The following is a 19,296-nucleotide window of genomic DNA, read 5'->3' as shown; positions in this document are numbered from 1 at the left end:
TAATTAATTAATAGAAGGTGTAAGTATGATATTTAGAAGTGAACTTAAACAAAATGCCAAAGAACAATTAAGAGGCAGATGGGGACTTGCAATTTTTGTTACACTATGTGCTAATATATTAACAGGATTAGTTTCAGTAACATCAGATAGTTATGAAATTAGTACTAGAATGCTTCTTATTGAAGGTATTATAGTTATTATAGGCATAGTTATTTCAGGTGCTATAACTGTTGGATTTTCTAAGTTCTTATTAAAATTTGCAAGAAGAGAAGATGATGCAAGTATAAAAGATCTTTTTTCACAGTTTAATATTTTACCTAAGACATTAGGGTTGTATTTATTAGTAATGATTTGTGTAATAATTGGAACTATTTTATTTATTGTACCAGGTATAATAATTGCACTAATGTTATCACAATCATATTTCATTTTAGCTGAAGATAATAGTAAATCAGTAATTGAATGCATGAAAGAAAGTGCAAGAATTATGAATGGCTACAAGTGGGATTTCTTTGTTCTTGAATTAAGTTTTATTGGGTGGGCAATATTAAGTTTAATAAGTTGCGGAATAGGATTCTTATGGTTATCACCTTATTACTCATTAACTACAGCTAACTTTTATTTAACAATTAAAGATCGATAATAAATAGAATATAAATTTTTAAAATAAATCTTTGTTGATATTTTTATTAACAAAGATTTATTTTTTTATACATAAGTTTCAGCTAATTTTGATAAATATTAAAATTTTAGCAATTAAGTTAATATAGCGTTAAAACACTAAATCTTTCATTAGATGTATAATAAAAATGGGTTTGCTATTGGATAATTAATATAGGTATTTTGTTATGAATAATATAAAAACTTAGTATTTTACTTATAATATTTTAGTATTTATTATAAAAGTATAAGGATACGAAAGAAGGTCATAAAATATGAGCATTAAATTAATTTGTATAGATATGGACGGAACTTTACTAAAGGACAAAAAAACTGTTTCAGAAGAAAATTTAAATAGTATAAAACTTGCACTTAAGAAAGGCGTAAAGGTTGTAATAACAACAGGTAGAATATATGACTGTGCAAAGATGTATTCTGAAAAAATAGGACTTGATACTCCAATAATAGCATCAAATGGAGCTTTTATAGGATATAAGAATACAGTTATTTATAATAATCCACTTAAAAAAGAAGATATTTTAAAGTTTTTAGAAGTAACAAAAAAGCATGGTTTAAAAGCGTATCTTACTGCTAATTTTGGAATTATATCTGAAGAGGAGTTAGCTGAAGATCATGTTTATAAAATATTAAATAAAACATTAAAAGACGAAGAAAAAGTTAAGCTTATAGTATCAGATAACATAAAAGAAGAAATAGAAAAGTTTGATGGAGAAATTCTTAAAGGTGTTTGTGCTGATAAAAATAACAAAGTTAATTTAATAAAAGCAAGGGAAGAACTAGAAAGTTTAAATACTAATATGGAAATTGTATCTTCATGGAATGATAATTTTGAAGTTATGAGAAATGGAAGTACAAAAGGAGATGCAGTGCGTTATCTTGCTAATTACTTTGGAATTGATAGGGAAGAAGTAATGTGTATAGGTGATAGTGAAAATGATTTATCTATGATTAAATATGCGGGAACTGGTATTGCTATGGGGAATGCGTCAGAAGATATTAAAAGTGTGGCAGATTATATTACTGATACAAATGTAAATGATGGTGTAGCAAAGGCCATAAATAAATTTGTATTAAAAGTGTAGATAGGAGGAATTGCTGTGAAAGATGTAGTTATTATTGGTGGAGGAGTTATTGGAACTTCTATTGCAAGAGAACTTTCAAAATATAAACTTGATATAACTTTATTAGAGAAAGAAAATGATTTAGCAGAAGGTGTTTCAAAAGCTAACAGTGGAATTGTACATGCTGGGTTTAATGAAAAGCCTGGTACATTAAAAGCTAAACTTAATTTATTAGGTAATAATATGTTTGATGAATTATCTAGAGATCTAGACTTTTCATTTAAAAGAAATGGTGCATTTGTATTAGCATTTAATGATGAAGAAATGGAAAAAATTAAAGAGCTTAAAGAAAATGGAGAAAAACTTGGAGTTAAAGGACTTGAAATACTTTCTAAAGAACAAGTTTTAAATCAGGAAAATAATATTTCAGATAAAGTTTTAGGTGCTTTATATGCAAAATCTTCTGGTATAGTTAATCCATATGAGATGACAATTGCATTAGCTGAAAATGCAAATATGAATGGTGTAGAATTTAAGTTCAATTCTGAAGTTGTATATATATTAAAAATGAATTCATATTATAAAATTAAACTAAAAAATGGAGAAGATATTTTAAGTAAAGTAGTAATAAATGCTGCTGGGTTAAATGCAGATTTAATTAATAATAGAATAAATAATAAAAAATACAAGATAGAAGGTATAAAGGGAGAATATGCTTTATTTGATAAATCTGTAGGAGGACTTGTTAATAAAACATTATTTAGAGTTCCAACTAATATAAGTAAAGGTGTATTAGTTACAAAAACTACAGATGGAAATATATTAGTAGGTCCAAGTGCTATTAAAGTAGAAGATAAAGAAGCACTTAATACTACTAAAAAAGTATTAGGTGAGGTTTTAGGCAAAGGGAAAAATATTATAACATCACTTCCTTTAAATAAAGTTATAACAACTTTTGTTGGAATTAGACCACATATTAAAGATGATTTTATAATTGAAGAAGATATAGAAAATAAAAATTTTATAAATGTAATTGGTATAGAATCACCTGGTCTTACAGCTGCACCTGCAATTGCTATATATGTTAAAGAATTATTAGAAAAGAATATAAAACTTAAGAAAAAAACTAAATTTAATCCTATAAGAGTCGGGATTAAAAAATTCAATGACCTTTCAATTGAGGAAAAAAATGAACTTATAAAGGTAAATCCAGCGTATGGAAATATGATTTGCAAATGTGAACTTATTACTGAAGGAGAAATAATAGATTCAATAAAAAGACCTCTTGGTGCAAGAACTGTTGACGGAATTAAAAGAAGAACTAGAGCTACAATGGGTGGATGTCAAGGTGTTGGATGTTTAATACCAATTGCAAAAATATTAAAGAGAGAATTAAATTGTAATTACGATGAAGTAATTAAAGGAAAAGAAGGTTCAAGCATTTTAGGTTATGAGGAGGTATAAATATGAAACACTATGATTTAGTAATTATAGGCGGAGGAGCTTCAGGAATAAACTGTGCAATATTTGCTAAGCTTTCAGGAATAGATAATGTATTAGTTGTAGAAAAAGAAGACTCTTTAGGTGGAGCTTTAATTAAAGGAGATTATAATTTAAGTGAAAGAAGCAATTTTACTGGAGAAGTATACAGAGAAAGAAAATTAGGAGAATACGATAATTTAAATATAGATACATATTTAAATACAACAGTATTAAATATAGAAGATGAAAACATAGTCTTAATGACTAGTAAAGATAGAGGAATAGAAAAAGTTAAAGCAAGAGCTATAATAATAGCAAATGGTGGTAAAGAAATAGGCTTAAATAAATTAGAAGTAACAGGGGATAGATGTTCTGGAATATTAACAATTGGAATGACTGAGAAAATTCTAAATATGGGATTAATACCAGGTAAAGAAGTTATTATATATGGAACTGATAATCTTTATAAAATATTTAATAAGCTTAAGAAAAACAATATAAATATTAAAGGCATAGTTTGTGAAAAGTTAAGTGATCAAATTTTAGGTTTAAGTAAAAATTTATATCTAGGATATAAGCTAGACGAAGTTATTGGAAAAGGAAGATTAGAAAAAATTAAGATTTCTAAAAACTTAAATAGTGAATATGTTGATTGTGATACTTTAATATTAGCAAAGCCGATGGTATGTGATGGAATAATTGCACTTAGAAGTGGACTTAAAATAAATGCTGATACTATGGGAGTAGATGTTTCTGATTGTTTTATGACATCAAAAGAAGGAATATTTGCTTGTGGTAATTCAATAAGAATACACAATTCAATGGAAGAGCTACTTGAAGAAGCGAGAAAAACTACTGAAAATGTTAGAATGTATTTAGGAATAAATAAAAAAAGTATATTTGAATAACAATAGAAAGCATTATTTACTAATTAATTTAGTGAATAATGCTTTCTTTTTTTGTTAAGAAATATGAAGTTATATTAATACAATATGTAATATAAGAATTTATATATTAAATTAATATTGTATTTTAAAATATTGTTTCTAACTTAAAAAAAGGTTCACTAAGAGTAAATTGACAGTAAATATAGTGGTTAATACAATAAGGATGATAGTTTTAGGAGGGATATATATGAATTTTTATATGAGCATATTTTTTAGGTTAGTTCCTTTACTTATGGGAGTAATTTGCGTAGGATATGGTTTTTATGTTAATGCACTAAAAGAAACAGTAGGGACAGGTTATATAGTTGCAGGACATGTTCTTATAGCATTAACAGCAATATGTATAGCGTTATTTACAACAGCTGCAACAATAATTAGACAATTAATAAAAAGGTATAATAATTTTTATAAATTTGCATTACCTATACTTGGATATTTAGTGAGTGGATGTACAATTATTTATGGAATATATTTTTGGAGAATTAATTTAGATAATGCATCTTCATTTGTATCAGGAAATATAATATTTGCTGTTGGTCTAATTAGTTGTTGTGTATCTACAGTTGCAACAACCTCTACAAAATTTGTTCTTATAACTCAAAATGAAGCTAAGCTTAAAGAAGGAGAAAGACCAAGTGAAAGTTTTTCAGATATTCAAGTTAAAATTTTAGGAGCTATCCCTATAATATGTACAATAGTAGCTTTAATAAGAGGATTCTATTTATTAATGAATGAATCAAAGACACCTTGTTTTGTTGCTGGACATGTTGTATTAGGAATCGCACTTATATGTGCAAGCTTAATTGCTTTAGTATTTAGTATATTAAGACAAATACAAAATAAGTTTACAAATAAGGAACGTTATAAATGGACATTATTTGTTATAGTTATGGGTACTATAGATATTATATGGGGTATCGTTGTATTAGCAATTCGTACTACAGATGCTTGGATAGCACCAGGATTTGTATTAATAGGATTAGGACTTGTTTGCTATAGTATTTCAAGCAAAGTTGTTTTACTTGCAGCAGTATGGAGAAAAACATGTTCTCTTTCTAATAGAATACCATTAATACCTGTTGTAACTGCACTTATTTGCTTATTTTTATCAGCGTTTTTATTTGAAGCTGCTGTATTTAATCCAGCATATTTTGTGCCAGCACGTGTAATGGTTGGACTTGGTGGAGTTTGCTTTACATTATTCTCAATTGTATCAATACTTGAAAGTGGTACAGCTAACGTAAATTAAAAAATAAGCTATTAAATTTATAAAATTAAGTCTCTTTTAAAAGTTTTTAGCATATTTAATAATAAGAAGATACTGTTAATAACAATTAAAAGGGTGATTTATTTATGATGAGTAAAAGTGATAACCATATGAAAGAATTTGATATAAGTAAATGTGATACTATAGAAAAAACACCTTTGTGGAGATTAAGCGTTAGTGGTGAAATAGTAAAGGAGCTTCAAGAAGAATTAAATAAAGAATTTAAAGGTACTTTAAGTGTTGATGGATACTTTGGGAAAGATACTTTAAACTTATGCCCAGTAATAAAGGAAAGTTCTAAGGGCAAACTTGTAGAAATAATTCAAAGAAGACTTATATATTTTGCATATACTTATATGAAATTTGGATCAGATGGTGTGTTTTTAGATGAAACATTAAAAGCTGTAGAAGACTTTCAAAGAAAGAGAGGATTAACAGTAAGTGGAATAGTTGATAAAGAAACATGGAAAGCTTTATTTAAAAAATAATAAGTAAAAATAAGAGCATGTATAAACTTTTATAAAAGGTTTATACATGCTCTTTTTATGATCACTATCATATTCAGGATAGCTTGTTTCCCATATATTATCCAAGGTGTTACCTTTCTTTACTTTATATAAAGAACCATTTTGTAAAGTTTTATGAGGAATTAAGAGTGCTGTTCCTTCATCTAAGTTATCTAAATCAGTTAAATTATTCAATAATTTTATTAAATTTATAGTAGTATTTGGATTGCAAGTACTTGTGTACTTTCTAGCTATTGTACTTAATGTTTCTTTAGGTTTAAGTACAACCTTTTTATAGTCTATATCCTTTAAGAAGGAGTCTATACTAATTTGTTTAGAAGAAAGATTATTTTGTATATCTTTAAAAATATATTTTTTCAATATAAGTACTCCTTAAAAATATTTATTTGAAATATTGACTTAAGTTTTTAAAAATATACACAATAAATACAATGAAATTTAAAATAATTAAAAAAATATAGAAAAATATAGAAAAGTGCTTTATTATATATTATAATAAAGTTACAAATAATTTCACTTTGTTAATTAAAATTAAATATGGAAAGAGGAAGTTAAATGCTAGAAACTGTAATAATAGCTTTACTATTTTGCAAATTAAAAGGATATAAGATAGCACCTTTATTTAAAAATTATGCTATATATATTCCTTTATTTATCGAAGTTATTTATATAATTATTCAGATAAATATATTTAAAGAAAATTATGCAGTTATTAAATATACAAAAGTCTTAAAGATTATGTATATACTATCTTATCTTCCATTAGTTTATAAGTATAAGCAGTATTTAAGTGCATGTATAGGATCCATAGTAATGGTTATTGGGGGAGTGCTTAATGATATTGCAATTAAAGCAAATGGTGGATTTATGCCAGTATTTCCTAAACTGTCACTTTGGACAGGTTATGCTAAATTAGATTCATTTACTAAAGTAAATGATATTCATATTCTAGGAAATGCAAACGTTAAATTAAAATTTTTAACTGATATATTTGATCTAGGATATAGCATTTTAAGTATTGGTGATATATTTATAAGATTTTATATTTTTATAATTATATATAGTTCTATTAAGAGTATAAATAATAATTTAGAGATTATAAGTATTCATAATTAGCTGCGGAGGAGATGACATAAGATTTGTTACATTTATCTTTATTAGAATTAGTCTTTAGAGCTATTCCAGAAAGCTTTGCGTTAATATTTGGAATGTACATATTTTCAAATACTACTATAAAGTTATCAAATTATATTATATCAAGCTTAATATTAGCAGCATCAGCATATTTAGTTAGATTTTTACCTATAACTTATGGAATTAATACTATTATAAATATAATTGTATTAATAGGAATATCAATTTATATAAGTAATAATAATCTGCTCACAGCAGTTAGAGGTGGAATACTTTCAATAGTATTATTATTTATATGTGAAGGTATAAATATGCTTATTTTGCAAAGTATTTATGGTGATGGGTTAACACATATCTTTAAAAATCCAACTACAAAAATAATATATGGATTACCATCGTTAATAATATTTATAATAATTTTGATAGTATTAAAAATAATAATAAATAAAAGGAAAACAAAAGAAAATGATTGATATAGGAGAACTTTCAAACAAAATAGCAACTAAAATAGTTATGGAAACTGATGGAGATGAAGAAAGGAAAGGTGTTATCGAATATGGAGTATTTGCAATACTTCAAATGGGCATTGCACTTATATTTACTATAATATTTGGAGTGTTGTTTAATGTTCTTGTAGAAGCACTTATAGTGTCGTTTTCCATAAGTATTTTAAGAAAGTATTCAGGAGGAGTACATGCTACTAGCCCAACAAGATGTACAGTAATAGGTACACTAGTATGTATACTAATACCTAAATTAGCAATAGCTATTAATATAAATAGTATATATTCAATAATATTAGGATTTATTATTTTTATAATATCATACTACACTGTTTACAAACTTGCGCCAGTAGATAGTAAAAATAAACCTATTAAAAAGTTAGAGAGAAGAAAAAAACTTAAAAGAAAGTCAATAAATATTATAAATATTTATTTAATTATATCTATAGTATTTATTATTATATATCATTTTTATAATGTACATAATATGATTATATATTTTGAATGTCTATATTTAGGAATGTTATGGCAAGTAATATCTCTTACTAAAATGGGACATTTAGCGATAAATAAACTTGATTATTTATTAAATAAAATAAATATATAATATAACTTAGGGGAGGAACTAATGATGAAAAAATTAAACAGTAAACTACTAATGGGAATTGCAACACTAGCAACAGTATTTGCAGGAGTTATGGCAACATCAGCTTGTTTCTGGTGTGCTTATCAACCAGAAGAGCCAAAGAGCTTAAGAGAAGAGTAATAACTTAAAAAGGGGCTGGTTAAAAACTAGCCCTTTTTTAACATGAGGTAAATTTATGAGTAATATAGAAAAAGATAAATATAAGCAAATAAATGATATAGTAGCTATAGTAAAGTTAGTATCTTTATTATTTACTGGAATGATATTTATACAATATGCTTTTAGAAATGATGCAGATATTATAGATAAACTTATATATTCTGAGTCTATTGTATTAGGATTTAGCTTTGTAATAATGCTTTTACTATCAATATACATTTTATGGACTTTGTCTATAAAAAATAAAATGAATGAAAAGTCAACAATGATAGTTAATATTATTGAAAGAAAGATATTCATTATAATATTTACAATAACAGTAATAATTTCTGGTGGAAATACTAGTCAGTATAAAGTATTATTCCTATTTATAATTATAACTACTACAATACAGTCTGGTATGAAGCAAGGTCTTTTAGTAGCAGTTATTTCATCGTTTATTATATTGGGTATAGATATTATTTATATGCCAAATAGTCAAGTAAATATACATTTTGAAAATGATTTAGTCCTTTCAGGAATTTTTGTATTAACGGCATTGCCACTTGGTTTTTATGTGAAAATTGAAGGAGAACATATAAGAAAGTTATTAAGTCTTGCAAATGAGGATGGCTTAACTGGAGTTTATAACCATAGATATTTTTATGATTCTTTAAGTGATAAAGTAAAAGAAGCAGATTATACTAAAACTAAGTTATCAATGCTTTTTATAGATATTGATTATTTTAAACAATATAATGATACATATGGGCACCAAGCTGGTGATAAGGTGCTTAGAGATATAGGTGCGTTATTAAAAAAAGCAACTAGAGAAAAAGATATTGTTACAAGATATGGAGGCGAAGAGTTTGCTATAATTTTACCATCAACAGATGAAAATGAAGCCTCTATTATTGCAGAAAAAATAAGGGATGAGGTAGAAAGTACTTATTTTGAAGGGCAAGAAAATCAACCAAATAAAAACTTAACAATATCAATTGGAATATCTGTTTATCCAGATAAAGCTAGAGATTCTATAGATCTTATTAAAAGTGCAGATGATGCTTTATATAGAGCTAAATTCTTTAATAAAAATAGGGTTGAAACATATGTGTCTATTTTTGATGAACTTAATAAGGATATAACTGATGAGGATGTTGAATTAATTGCTTCTATAAAAACTTTAATAAGTGTTATAAATGCAAAAGATAGATATACTTATGGACATGGTGAAAGACTTGTTTTTTATTGTAAGCTTCTAGCTGATAAACTTAAATTAAGTAAAAAAGAGAAGATGCAGTTATTAAGAGGTGCATATGTACATGATATAGGTAAAATTAATATATCAAAAGAAATTTTAATTAAAAAGATGCCTTTAACAAATGAAGAATGGAATATTCTTAAAGAGCATCCTCAAAATGGAGTTGATATATTAAAGCCAATGAAATCATTAAATGATTTGCAAGAACTTGTTTTATATCATCATGAAAAGTATGATGGAACAGGTTATCCAAAAGGACTTAAAGGGGATAAAATTCCATATCTTGCAAGAATTCTTACTGTTGTAGATAGTTTTGATGCTATGACTTCTAATAGGCCATACAATAGAAGGAAAAGCTATGAAGAAGCTATAAAGGAATTAAGAAGATGTAGTGGAACTCAATTTGATCCTGAAATTGTAGAAACTTTTATAGGAGTAATAAAAGAAAATAAAGATAATCTTGGAAATTTAGTATAGAAAAATTTAAGTATAATAAAACTTATATTAAAGCACTTATCTATAAAATTACTTAGTAATTTATATAGGTGCTTATTTATATATTTAATAATATATAAATAGAGAGTTATGGGAAGATTTTAAATGAAAATTACACTTTTTATTGCAATTGTTGCTGTTATTTTATGTTATATTGTTCATATAAGTAAGAAAAATAATAGTAAACAAACTAAGATTAAAGATAAAATATAGCTTGTCTTAAATTATTTAAGACAAGCTATATTTTTACTCTTAAGCATTAACTACAGCAAGTAGAGTATCTGGTTTAGTAATAAGTTCTACATCATCTGGAACTAAAATATCTTTAGCTAATATTTTATCTTCAAATCCCATATCTGATACATTAACTTCTATAATATCAGGTATTTTTGTAGCAGCACCATGGAATTCTAAAGTAGGTGATGCTATTTCTAATATTAAATTTTTAGAAGTTAGTGCTTCTTCACCTACAAAGCTAACTGGTATCTTTAATTTAATAATTTCACTAGGACTTACATTTTGGAAATCAACGTGGATTAATTCTCCTAAATTATTTCTTTGAATTTCTTTGACAATACATAAAAGTCTTTTACCATTAAGTTCTAGTGGAATTATTGAACCATAAGTATTTTCTTTAAGTAATTTAGATAGAGTACCTAAGCTAAGTTTAATTTCCATAGGTGATTCTAAGTGGTTACCATATATAATACCAGGTACATTTCCATCTCTTCTTATTTTGTGTGTTTTTTCTGAATTACATCTTGTACAAATCTTAAATGCTTCTATTGACATAATAAATACCTCTTTTCATAAAATGATTTTTAAATTATTTAAGTATACTTCATTAAGCTCTAAGCAATATTTAAGAATTTGTTCTATAGTATATCTTTTTATAGGTAGTGCTATAGAGCTTGAAGTTTAAGCTCCACCATTTACATACGCCTCCTTCAATTGATATATATTAATTATAGCACAATGGATAAAAATATCCAGTTTACGAAAAATATATAATATTATTACGAAAATAGGAAGATTTTTAAAATTAAATATGGTATTATATAACAAATAATGTTTTGTGGAGGAAAGGTTTTGGGAAAGTTATTAGTTGTAGTTGATTATCAAAATGATTTTGTAACAGGAGCTTTAGGTTTTAAAGAAGCAGAGAAATTAGAAGATAAAATATATGAAAAAGTTAAATATTATTTAGAAAACGGGTGGAAAGTATTATTTACTTATGATACTCACTTTGAAAATTATTTAGATACAAGAGAGGGTAAAAATCTACCTATAGTTCATTGCTTAAAAGGAACAGAAGGACATGACTTATATGGTAAGTTAAAGGAATTTAAAAATAAAGAAAATACACTTCATTATGATAAAGAGGCATTTGGTATTGATCCAAGAAAAATGATTAAATTAGAAGAAACTTTAGGGGAAATAAGAGAAATAGAATTTGTAGGTATAGTTACAAACATGTGCGTTATAAGTAATGCAGTAGTATTCCAGTCTCTTTATAAAGATGCTAATATTATAGTAGATGGTAATCTATGTAGTAGTTTTGATAGTAATCTTCATAATGAAGCTTTAGATGTTTTAGAAGGATTACAAATAAAAGTTTTAAGATAATTATTTAGTGTTTTATCTACTTTTAGAGACTTCTATTTACTTGAAAATATAAAGAAATCTAAGGTGGATGAAAGAAAAGGAACAGTTACACTAAATAAAAGAGATAAAAAGTGGAAGATAAGTACTGATGATGAATTATCAAAATTAGTACTTGGTAATGTTTCAAAATAAATATTAATTTAATAAAAAGTGAGTATATTTTTAAAATATACTCACTTTTTTACATTAAAAGGAGGATTTTTTATATATTAGTATAATTACATAAGTAAAAGGAGGGAGCTTTATGGGAAAAGAGTTAGTATATGAGTATAAAGATAAATTTTTAATAAGTTCTAAAAAAATAGATAAAGAAAGGCTAAAAAGCCTTTTAGATTATAGAATAAAAATTGACTCATTTGTATTAAGAAATTATTTTTTAGATAATATAGAAGATGAAATTATAAATATAGAAGGTTCTTATGATCTTATAGAATCTTTTAAAAAAATAGATGAAAGAGTAGTTAAAGTAGATATAATAGAGAGACTTGGGAATATAAAATATATTGGTAAGTCAGAAGAGACGGGCAATATTGTATTTAATATAGATGGTAAATATATGGCTGAATGTATTTATAATGCTAGAAATGATTTTTTTCAAGGGTTATTTGAAATAGATAAATTTCTAAACTTTTGTTTTAAAGCGAGATTAGATGATTTAATAAGTTATAATATTAAATATTTAATGGAAGAATTTCCTGATAAGGAAAGACAATATAGATTAATTAAAGACAGAGATAGATGGTGTATTAGAAGTGTAACTTCTTCTAAAAAGTACAAAAATTACGATAACAAGCTTGTATTATATATGTCACTTTATATTTTAAATAAGTTAAATTTAGATGAAAATATAGAATTTAATGTTTCTAAATATTATATAAGTGATTCAAATATGAGATTATTTTTTGAAGAGAAGAGAGAGTATGAGTTAGATGAAAATAACATTTTAAAGTTTGGACTTCTTATAAAAAATAGTGAAATAAAAAATGAAAGCTTTACTGCATACCTTTATTATAAAATTACTAATAAAAGTAATAAAGATGAAGGATTTATTGGAATACATGATTTTAAAGAAAAATTATTTTCAGTAAAACACAATATAAGTGAATCAAGTTTAATAAGTAAATTCAATAATATATTAAATATAGAAAAGTATAAAGATGAAGTACTACGTTATGCAAAAGATATAATTAATGCTGATGAACTTACTGATATAATTTTAGATAGAATTGTAAATGAAGTTGTAAAGGTTAAAAATAAGTTTGCATCAAATACAAAGGATGAAATTAAAAGATTAAAAGATTATGAATTTGCAGAAAGATCTATAAAGCTTATGGATGCTTTAAATAAAATAAATAATTTAGAATTAGATATAGATGAGAAAATATATCTCCAATATATATATGATAAAGCAATTACTGATACTTTAAGAGGTAAAAGAAGAAAGTAAAATTTAATGGCTAGTAAAATAGTTTACTAGCCATTAAATTTATTTATTTTCTTTTTTAGTATCTTTATTTAAGCCACAAGGTACCCATGGGTAATCTGGGCTTGATGGGTCACAAGGATCTGTAGGATCAACTTTTTTATTAGTATTATTTACATCCTTTTCATAAGCACCTTCAACTTCATTGTTATCAACTACGTCACGTTTATCTATCATAATAACATCTCCTATCTAAAAATTTCTCTTACCTTTTATAAGATTATTATATATTAAATAATAATAACTATCAACAAATAAATTGTAAAATATTTTCTTTGTTTTAGTTTTTACTATAATAGTAAGTCCTATTCAATACATTAATAGTTTATTATATGCTATATAAGAAGAGCTTGTTATACGTTTAAAATACTTGATATATCCAATATTAAATATATACAGTTAATTTTCTTATTAATAAAATTAATTTTATTAATTGAATATTAAATAAAGTAACCCTTTCTTCTTTTGACTTTTTATCCTTTAGTATTATACTTTTTTATAGAATGACAATTTAATAGAAAGAGGGAGTGGTATGAAAGGTGAGAAGGTAAAAGGAAAAAATAAAAAACTACTATTTAGTTTTACTGCAATAGGAATTTGGATAGTCATGCTAATAGTACTTTTAATTTCATCTCCATCCTTAACTAACCTTGTAAGTACAAAAGGTGGAATTAAACTGCCAAATGGATATTCAGATAGAATAGCAGATGAATTAAAAGATAATTTAAAGTTTAATAGTATTAATACTTATTTAGCAGTATTCCATTCAGATAATGGATTAACAAAGGAAGATAAAGATAATATCAAAAAAACAATAAATAATATAATAGATAATAAAAAAGATCTACATATAACAAATGTTTTAGATAGCTTTAGTAATCCTGAGCTAGATTCAGAGTTAGTTTCAAAAGATAATAAAACAATAATAGCATCTTTAACAGTAAATCCTAAAGGCGTTACTACGAAAGAAATAATAAGTGGAATTCAAAATAAATTAAGTACAAAAGGTGTTGAGACTTATCTTACTGGTAACAAGCCAATAGAATCAGATGTTAACTTAGCAGCCCAAAAAGGGTTAAATAAAACAGAAGGAATAACTATAGTATTTATACTAGTAGTATTAATAATTCTATTTAGATCAATAGTTACTCCGTTTGTTCCATTAATTACAGTTGGAGTAAGTTATCTTGCATCACAATCTGTAGTAGCAATTTTAGCTAGTAAGTATAATTTCCCGCTTTCAAATTACACTCAAATATTTATGATTTGTATATTGTTTGGTATAGGAACGGATTATTCTATACTATTACTAGATAGGTTTAAAGAAGAACTAGCAAGTGGAAAAGATAAGTATGAAGCTACAATTAATACTTATAAAACAGCTGGAAAGACAGTATTATTTAGTGCAACGCCAGTATTTGTAGTTTTTGCATCACTAAATTTTATTTCCTTTAATCTTTACAAAAGTGCAGTAGCAGTAGCGGTTGGAATATTATTTTTAGTCTTTGGACTATTTACAATCGTTCCTTCTTTAATGATGTTACTTGGAAAGAATATATTCTGGCCAGTTAAAAGTAAAGTGAAGGTTAACGAAAATAAATTATGGGGAAAGCTTGGAAACTTCGCATTTAGTAGACGTATATTAACATTAGTTATAATAGGTATAATTACAATAATTCCTATTTTACTAAATAATTTTAGTGAATCATTTAATAATTTAAATGAAATTGGAGATAACTATCCATCAAAGAAAGGTTTTAATATTGTAGCAGATAGTTTTGGTATTGGTAAAGTATCACCTGTAACTATTTATATTGAAAATGATGATAATCTAAAATCACCTGAATATATTGCATTGATTGAAAAAATATCTAGTAATTTAAAAAATGCAAGTAGTGATGTTAAGTCAGTATTAAGCGTTACAAGACCAATTGGAAATAGATTAGATCAAATATATGTAAATTATCAAGCAGGACAAGTTACTAGTGGTGTAAACAAAGCTACAAATGGATTAAACACTATTAAAAATGGATTAGATAGTGCAGGTAATAAAATACAATCTTCTAAATCAAAATTAAATTTAGCAAAAGAAGCTGCAGGTAAACTTCAAAATGGAACTTTAGCAACTGAAAATGGAGTAGACAAGCTTCAAAAAGCTTTAAATGAATTAGATAACAGCATTAATTTAGAGCATAATGGAGCAAATGAATTAAAGACTGGTGTAGAAAATGCTAAAAGTAAATTAAATGAGTTAAAATCAGGTCAAGAAAAACTTCATGATGGATATGAACAAGTAGGAAATGACTTAAATAAAATAGCAACAGAATTAAATGAAGCAAATTCTGTTAAAGACAATTTAATTAAAGTAGATGAAAAAAGATTAAAAGCATTAATTAGCACTACAAAGACAGATGTAGAAAAGTTTATTAATGATCATCCAGAACTTAATAATGATAAAGATATTCAAAACTTTATAAAAGATTTTGAATCTTTAAACCAAAATATTAGTAATTTAGATGTAGATAAATTAAATAAAAAGTATGAAGAAATAAAAGGATATATTAATAAAATAAATGAATTAAATAAAGATATTAATGCTTTAGCTAATGCAATGAATGAATTAAATTCAAAGTCAAATGAAGTTACAGGAGGACTTACAGAATTTAATAATGGACTTTCAAAAGTTGAAAATGGATTAAATGCATTAGATAGTGGTCTTGATAAATCATTAAATGGTGGAGATAAAATTTCTAAAAATGTTCCACAAATATCAGAAGCACTTCAAAAGATCGCTAAAGGACAAGGTGAAGTAAAGAGTGGGTTTAGCAAGTTTAAATCACAAATAAATGAGTTAGATAAAGGTTTAAATAAAGGTGCAGATGGAATTAATGAAATAGAAAATGGAATAAAATACGCAAATGGTTATATAAATGATTGGGCTAATCTTTCTTATAATTTCTCAGGAATATCAATTCCTATGCAAATATATAGTAATAAAGATTTTGATGACGCTTTAAATCAATATATAACACCAAGCGGAAAATTAACAACAATTCAAGTTATAATTAATAAAAATCCATATTCAAATGAAGCAGTTAATGAAATTTCAAAACTTGAAGATATAGTTAAGTATAGTGTTGAAGGAACTAAACTTGAAAATGCAAATATAGGGGTTGGAGGAATAGCAAGTACAACATATCAAACTAAGCTAATGGCAAAAGCTGATTATAATAAAGCACTAGCATTTGTTATAGTTGGAGTATTTATTGTTCTAGTTATTATACTAAAATCACTTGTTATGCCAACATATTTAGTCTTATCACTTATATTAACTTACTTTACTTCATTAAGTATAGTACAAATTATAGTTCAAAAAATAATGGGCTATCCAGGAATCTCATGGATAACAGCATTCTTTGGATTTGTAGTATTAATGGCACTTGGTATAGATTATTCTATATTTATTATGACAAGATTTAATCAATACGAGAATATGGAAATTAAAGAGCGTATGATTAAAACTATGAAGATAATCGGAGGAGTAGTAATGTCTGCTGTAATTATATTAAGTGGTACATTCGCAGCCTTACTACCATCTGGAGTACTTTCATTAGTTGAAATATCTATGGTTGTATTAACTGGGATAATTCTTTATGTTGTAGTTATATTACCATTATTTATACCAGCTATGGTTAGAACATTTGGAAAGTATAATTGGTGGCCATTTAAAGCTCTTCAAGAAGAAGTGAAAAAGGTAAAAGGTAATAAAAATAACAATAGTGAAAAAGAAGATACTGATACAAAAAAAGAATAAAATTTTAGATTAAAAAGAAGCTAGGTGGTTACTTAGCTTCTTTATATTTTTATAGAAAATAATACAATACTATTACTTATTGTGTTATAATTACAATAATATTGAAATTGATTGTGGGGGTTAAAAGATGTACGAATATAAATTTATAGAAGTACCAATTGAAAGAACTTTAAAGAGTAAAAGGGGAGATTCTTTTAATAAATGTAAAGAAATAATTATAGAAGAGGGTAAAAAAGGATGGGAATTTAAACAAGTTGTTGTTCCGGCTAATGAAAAAACAGGAGTAGCTTCACCATATTGTTATCAGATTATATTTCAAAAGAAAGTAAATGAAGATTAATATTAATAATTAATAGTTATAATAAAAAAACTAATTGATATATAATAATGTGTTACAATAGAGAGATAGATTTAATATCTAGCTATGGAGGTAAAGATGGCTATAAATAAAAACACAAATGAAAGATTTAACTACAACAAGGCACAAAAAACAAATAAGAATTTCATGTATAAAGATTTAAGAAGAGCTAATTGCTATAATAGTGATTTTTCTGGATCAAATTTTAACTATGCAAGTTTTAGAGGAGCACATTTTAAATCATGTGATTTCTTTGGATGTTCATTTGAATGGGCAGAATTTATTGCAAGTAACTTAAAAAAGAGTAAGTTTAAGAAAGCTACTTTTAAAAATGTAGTATTTGAAGCAGTAAACTTAGATGGTGCAGATTTTACAGGAGCAAAATTTGAAAATGCTATTTTTATAGATACAGATATAAGCAAAGCTATTAATTTAGAGTTTTCAGAAGAAGAGGTTACTATATTAGATAGTATGCCAGAATTAGAAGTAAGTGCAGAACTTTTAAAAGCTTTAAATCATGTAATGACTAATGAACATATTAAAAAATCAAGAGTGCTTGATACTAAAGAAGGAAATATTAACTCTGTAAGTGTAATGAGATTATTAGATAAATTTAACGAAAAAGCTTTAATTTCAGGATTAAATATTGCTTATGACAGAATAGACAAAGATTTTTGTACATTAAGCTACATAATTAAATCTATAGAAAGATACGGAAAAGAAGGACTTCTTTAAGAGACTATAGAGATATTTAAATATATAAAAATGATTGAAATTTAAAAATTAATAGTTAATATTATGCTAAAAAAGGATAAGTACTTAGTACTTATCCTTTTTATGTTTAATTATAAATAACTTAATAAAAAGTAGAGCTTGGTATCCGGCGAAAGACAACCCAAGCTCTACAGGTAATTAGCACTTACGTACCAACTGCTAGACTATAATAGCATGTACTAAAAGAATAGTCAACAAATAAATTAGTTTAAATTTAATTATTATAAGCAAACTGTATTTTATGCACAAAAATCTGTATATCATGTAAAATGCTTGTAAAGAAAATTTAGAGATTATATAATCTAGTTAAGCTAGCAAACAGAAAATAGTAAATACACTGGTGGAGAGAAAATATGATTAAAATTGGAATTTGTGATGATGACAAAAATATTATACAAAAGATTAAAGACTATATAAGTGAGTATAAAGGAGATAAGTGCATTATAGAATCATATAATTCTGGGGAAAAACTTATAGAAAATAAGAAAAAGTTCGATGTAATATTCCTTGATATTGATATGGAAGGAATTGATGGAATAGAAACAGGAAAGAAAATAAGAGACTATGATAAAAATGTAAAAATAATATATGTTACAAGCTTTACTGATTATGTTAATTTAGCTTTTAAGGTACATGCTTTTTTATATTTAAACAAGCCTATACAAAAAGAAGAAATACATAATGCTTTAGATGAAGTAATTTCTTATAAAGATAATAGTGAAGAAAAAGAGCTTATAGAATTTAAAACTGAAGAGGGGGTTATAAGAATAGAACCAAATGAGATTTATTATTTTGAATATATAAATAGAAAAGTTAATATAAAAACTAAAGATAAGATTTATAAAATAAAAGAAAAGATAACAGATACTGCAAATGCTATGATTAAATATGGTTTTGTAATGCCCCATAAAAGTTTTACAGTTAATCTTTTTTATGTGAAATCCATAAAAGGGTATGATATTTTTATGATGGATGGAAGTGTAATACCATTGTCTCAGAAAAAATCAGTAGAATTTAGAGAAAAATTAAATATGTTCTTAGAAAACTGTATTTAAGAGAG

The 19,296-nt window shown here is 25.4% G+C and carries 20 protein-coding genes; 17 read left to right on the top strand and 3 right to left on the bottom strand.

The features are described from left to right. Nucleotides 1–25: 25 nt before the first annotated feature. From ACZ5TJ_RS09065 to ACZ5TJ_RS09040, 6 genes are all read left to right on the top strand, one after another. Nucleotides 26–643 (top strand): DUF975 family protein, encoded by a 618-nt coding sequence (locus tag ACZ5TJ_RS09065; protein WP_464198989.1) that lies wholly within the window; start codon nt 26–28, stop codon nt 641–643. Nucleotides 644–935: 292 nt separating this feature from the next. Then, entirely contained in the window at nt 936–1,763 is an 828-nt protein-coding gene (locus ACZ5TJ_RS09060; RefSeq protein ID WP_464198987.1) for a Cof-type HAD-IIB family hydrolase, read from the top strand. Between the two features lie 15 nt (nt 1,764–1,778). Then, a complete protein-coding gene (locus tag ACZ5TJ_RS09055; RefSeq protein ID WP_464198985.1) occupies nt 1,779–3,206 on the top strand; it encodes an FAD-dependent oxidoreductase in 1,428 nt (475 codons plus the stop codon). A 2-nt stretch (nt 3,207–3,208) separates the two neighbouring features. Continuing rightward, nucleotides 3,209–4,132, top strand: coding sequence for an FAD-dependent oxidoreductase (locus ACZ5TJ_RS09050; RefSeq protein ID WP_464198983.1), 924 nt, complete (start codon nt 3,209–3,211; stop codon nt 4,130–4,132). A gap of 226 nt (nt 4,133–4,358) precedes the next feature. Continuing rightward, complete coding sequence (locus ACZ5TJ_RS09045) at nt 4,359–5,420, top strand: DUF2776 family protein (RefSeq protein ID WP_464198981.1); 1,062 nt, start codon at nt 4,359–4,361, stop codon at nt 5,418–5,420. Nucleotides 5,421–5,524: 104 nt separating this feature from the next. Further along, the gene (locus ACZ5TJ_RS09040; RefSeq protein ID WP_464198979.1) at nt 5,525–5,926 is read left to right on the top strand and encodes a peptidoglycan-binding domain-containing protein; all 402 of its coding nucleotides are present in this window, start codon (nt 5,525–5,527) and stop codon (nt 5,924–5,926) included. On the opposite strand, the gene ACZ5TJ_RS09035 is transcribed toward ACZ5TJ_RS09040, so the two are convergent. After that, on the bottom strand, nt 5,912–6,325 hold the full coding sequence (locus tag ACZ5TJ_RS09035) for a LysM peptidoglycan-binding domain-containing protein (RefSeq protein WP_464198977.1): 414 nt from the start codon (nt 6,323–6,325) through the stop codon (nt 5,912–5,914). The two genes, ACZ5TJ_RS09040 and ACZ5TJ_RS09035, sit on opposite strands and share 15 nt — an antisense overlap. Nucleotides 6,326–6,520: 195 nt before the next feature. On the opposite strand from ACZ5TJ_RS09035, the gene ACZ5TJ_RS09030 reads away from it, so the two are divergent. The 5 genes from ACZ5TJ_RS09030 to ACZ5TJ_RS09010 are packed head-to-tail and all read left to right on the top strand — an operon-like array spanning nt 6,521 to nt 10,124. Next, nucleotides 6,521–7,081: a DUF5317 family protein gene (locus ACZ5TJ_RS09030; protein ID WP_464198975.1), complete on the top strand. Its 561-nt coding sequence runs from the start codon at nt 6,521–6,523 to the stop codon at nt 7,079–7,081. A 23-nt stretch (nt 7,082–7,104) separates the two neighbouring features. Next, nucleotides 7,105–7,572, top strand: a complete 468-nt coding sequence (locus tag ACZ5TJ_RS09025) for a hypothetical protein (RefSeq protein WP_464198973.1) — start codon at nt 7,105–7,107, stop codon at nt 7,570–7,572. After that, nucleotides 7,565–8,209: an accessory gene regulator ArgB-like protein gene (locus tag ACZ5TJ_RS09020; RefSeq protein WP_464198971.1), complete on the top strand. Its 645-nt coding sequence runs from the start codon at nt 7,565–7,567 to the stop codon at nt 8,207–8,209. The genes ACZ5TJ_RS09025 and ACZ5TJ_RS09020 overlap by 8 nt, the downstream gene beginning before the upstream one ends. A gap of 21 nt (nt 8,210–8,230) precedes the next feature. Beyond that, nucleotides 8,231–8,368: a cyclic lactone autoinducer peptide gene (locus ACZ5TJ_RS09015; RefSeq protein WP_422389176.1), complete on the top strand. Its 138-nt coding sequence runs from the start codon at nt 8,231–8,233 to the stop codon at nt 8,366–8,368. 55 nt (nt 8,369–8,423) lie between these two features. After that, nucleotides 8,424–10,124, top strand: coding sequence for a bifunctional diguanylate cyclase/phosphohydrolase (locus tag ACZ5TJ_RS09010; RefSeq protein WP_464198968.1), 1,701 nt, complete (start codon nt 8,424–8,426; stop codon nt 10,122–10,124). 270 nt (nt 10,125–10,394) lie between these two features. On the opposite strand, the gene ACZ5TJ_RS09005 is transcribed toward ACZ5TJ_RS09010, so the two are convergent. Continuing rightward, nucleotides 10,395–10,934, bottom strand: coding sequence for a 50S ribosomal protein L25 (locus ACZ5TJ_RS09005; RefSeq protein ID WP_464198966.1), 540 nt, complete (start codon nt 10,932–10,934; stop codon nt 10,395–10,397). Between the two features lie 297 nt (nt 10,935–11,231). Between ACZ5TJ_RS09005 and ACZ5TJ_RS09000 the strand changes: the two genes are divergently transcribed. Together ACZ5TJ_RS09000 and ACZ5TJ_RS08995 are read left to right on the top strand one after the other, a co-directional pair. Continuing rightward, nucleotides 11,232–11,768, top strand: coding sequence for a cysteine hydrolase family protein (locus tag ACZ5TJ_RS09000; RefSeq protein ID WP_464198964.1), 537 nt, complete (start codon nt 11,232–11,234; stop codon nt 11,766–11,768). Between the two features lie 283 nt (nt 11,769–12,051). Further along, nucleotides 12,052–13,254, top strand: a complete 1,203-nt coding sequence (locus ACZ5TJ_RS08995; protein ID WP_464198962.1) for a hypothetical protein — start codon at nt 12,052–12,054, stop codon at nt 13,252–13,254. 39 nt (nt 13,255–13,293) lie between these two features. Here the strand turns inward: ACZ5TJ_RS08995 and ACZ5TJ_RS08990 are convergent, their stop codons facing one another. Next, nucleotides 13,294–13,467 (bottom strand): hypothetical protein, encoded by a 174-nt coding sequence (locus tag ACZ5TJ_RS08990; protein ID WP_155499128.1) that lies wholly within the window; start codon nt 13,465–13,467, stop codon nt 13,294–13,296. 355 nt (nt 13,468–13,822) lie between these two features. Here ACZ5TJ_RS08990 and ACZ5TJ_RS08985 point away from each other — a divergent pair, with 355 nt between their 5' ends. The 4 genes from ACZ5TJ_RS08985 (at nt 13,823) to ACZ5TJ_RS08970 (ending at nt 19,291) form a co-directional block, all read left to right on the top strand. After that, the gene (locus ACZ5TJ_RS08985; protein ID WP_464198960.1) at nt 13,823–17,104 is read left to right on the top strand and encodes an MMPL/RND family transporter; all 3,282 of its coding nucleotides are present in this window, start codon (nt 13,823–13,825) and stop codon (nt 17,102–17,104) included. Nucleotides 17,105–17,231: 127 nt separating this feature from the next. Next, on the top strand, nt 17,232–17,444 hold the full coding sequence (locus ACZ5TJ_RS08980) for a DUF4177 domain-containing protein (RefSeq protein ID WP_464198958.1): 213 nt from the start codon (nt 17,232–17,234) through the stop codon (nt 17,442–17,444). A 96-nt stretch (nt 17,445–17,540) separates the two neighbouring features. Beyond that, nucleotides 17,541–18,197 (top strand): pentapeptide repeat-containing protein, encoded by a 657-nt coding sequence (locus tag ACZ5TJ_RS08975; RefSeq protein ID WP_464198956.1) that lies wholly within the window; start codon nt 17,541–17,543, stop codon nt 18,195–18,197. 392 nt (nt 18,198–18,589) lie between these two features. Next, nucleotides 18,590–19,291, top strand: coding sequence for a LytR/AlgR family response regulator transcription factor (locus tag ACZ5TJ_RS08970; RefSeq protein ID WP_464198954.1), 702 nt, complete (start codon nt 18,590–18,592; stop codon nt 19,289–19,291). The last annotated feature ends 5 nt before the right edge of the window (nt 19,292–19,296 follow it).

Source organism: Clostridium budayi (genome assembly GCF_055396605.1).
Note: the sequence above shows the minus strand (reverse complement) of the source record. Positions and strands in the feature narration are given on the sequence as shown.

Coding starts and splice junctions, on each gene's coding strand:
- ACZ5TJ_RS09065 (WP_464198989.1), top strand. CDS start 26: ATGATATTTAGAAGTGAACTTAAACAAAATGCCAAAGAACAATTAAGA.
- ACZ5TJ_RS08975 (WP_464198956.1), top strand. CDS start 17,541: ATGGCTATAAATAAAAACACAAATGAAAGATTTAACTACAACAAGGCA.
- ACZ5TJ_RS08990 (WP_155499128.1), bottom strand. CDS start 13,467: ATGATAGATAAACGTGACGTAGTTGATAACAATGAAGTTGAAGGTGCT.
- ACZ5TJ_RS09010 (WP_464198968.1), top strand. CDS start 8,424: ATGAGTAATATAGAAAAAGATAAATATAAGCAAATAAATGATATAGTA.
- ACZ5TJ_RS09045 (WP_464198981.1), top strand. CDS start 4,359: ATGAATTTTTATATGAGCATATTTTTTAGGTTAGTTCCTTTACTTATG.
- ACZ5TJ_RS09015 (WP_422389176.1), top strand. CDS start 8,231: ATGATGAAAAAATTAAACAGTAAACTACTAATGGGAATTGCAACACTA.
- ACZ5TJ_RS09040 (WP_464198979.1), top strand. CDS start 5,525: ATGATGAGTAAAAGTGATAACCATATGAAAGAATTTGATATAAGTAAA.
- ACZ5TJ_RS08985 (WP_464198960.1), top strand. CDS start 13,823: ATGAAAGGTGAGAAGGTAAAAGGAAAAAATAAAAAACTACTATTTAGT.
- ACZ5TJ_RS09020 (WP_464198971.1), top strand. CDS start 7,565: ATGATTGATATAGGAGAACTTTCAAACAAAATAGCAACTAAAATAGTT.
- ACZ5TJ_RS09005 (WP_464198966.1), bottom strand. CDS start 10,934: ATGTCAATAGAAGCATTTAAGATTTGTACAAGATGTAATTCAGAAAAA.
- ACZ5TJ_RS08980 (WP_464198958.1), top strand. CDS start 17,232: ATGTACGAATATAAATTTATAGAAGTACCAATTGAAAGAACTTTAAAG.
- ACZ5TJ_RS09050 (WP_464198983.1), top strand. CDS start 3,209: ATGAAACACTATGATTTAGTAATTATAGGCGGAGGAGCTTCAGGAATA.
- ACZ5TJ_RS09060 (WP_464198987.1), top strand. CDS start 936: ATGAGCATTAAATTAATTTGTATAGATATGGACGGAACTTTACTAAAG.
- ACZ5TJ_RS08970 (WP_464198954.1), top strand. CDS start 18,590: ATGATTAAAATTGGAATTTGTGATGATGACAAAAATATTATACAAAAG.
- ACZ5TJ_RS09030 (WP_464198975.1), top strand. CDS start 6,521: ATGCTAGAAACTGTAATAATAGCTTTACTATTTTGCAAATTAAAAGGA.
- ACZ5TJ_RS08995 (WP_464198962.1), top strand. CDS start 12,052: ATGGGAAAAGAGTTAGTATATGAGTATAAAGATAAATTTTTAATAAGT.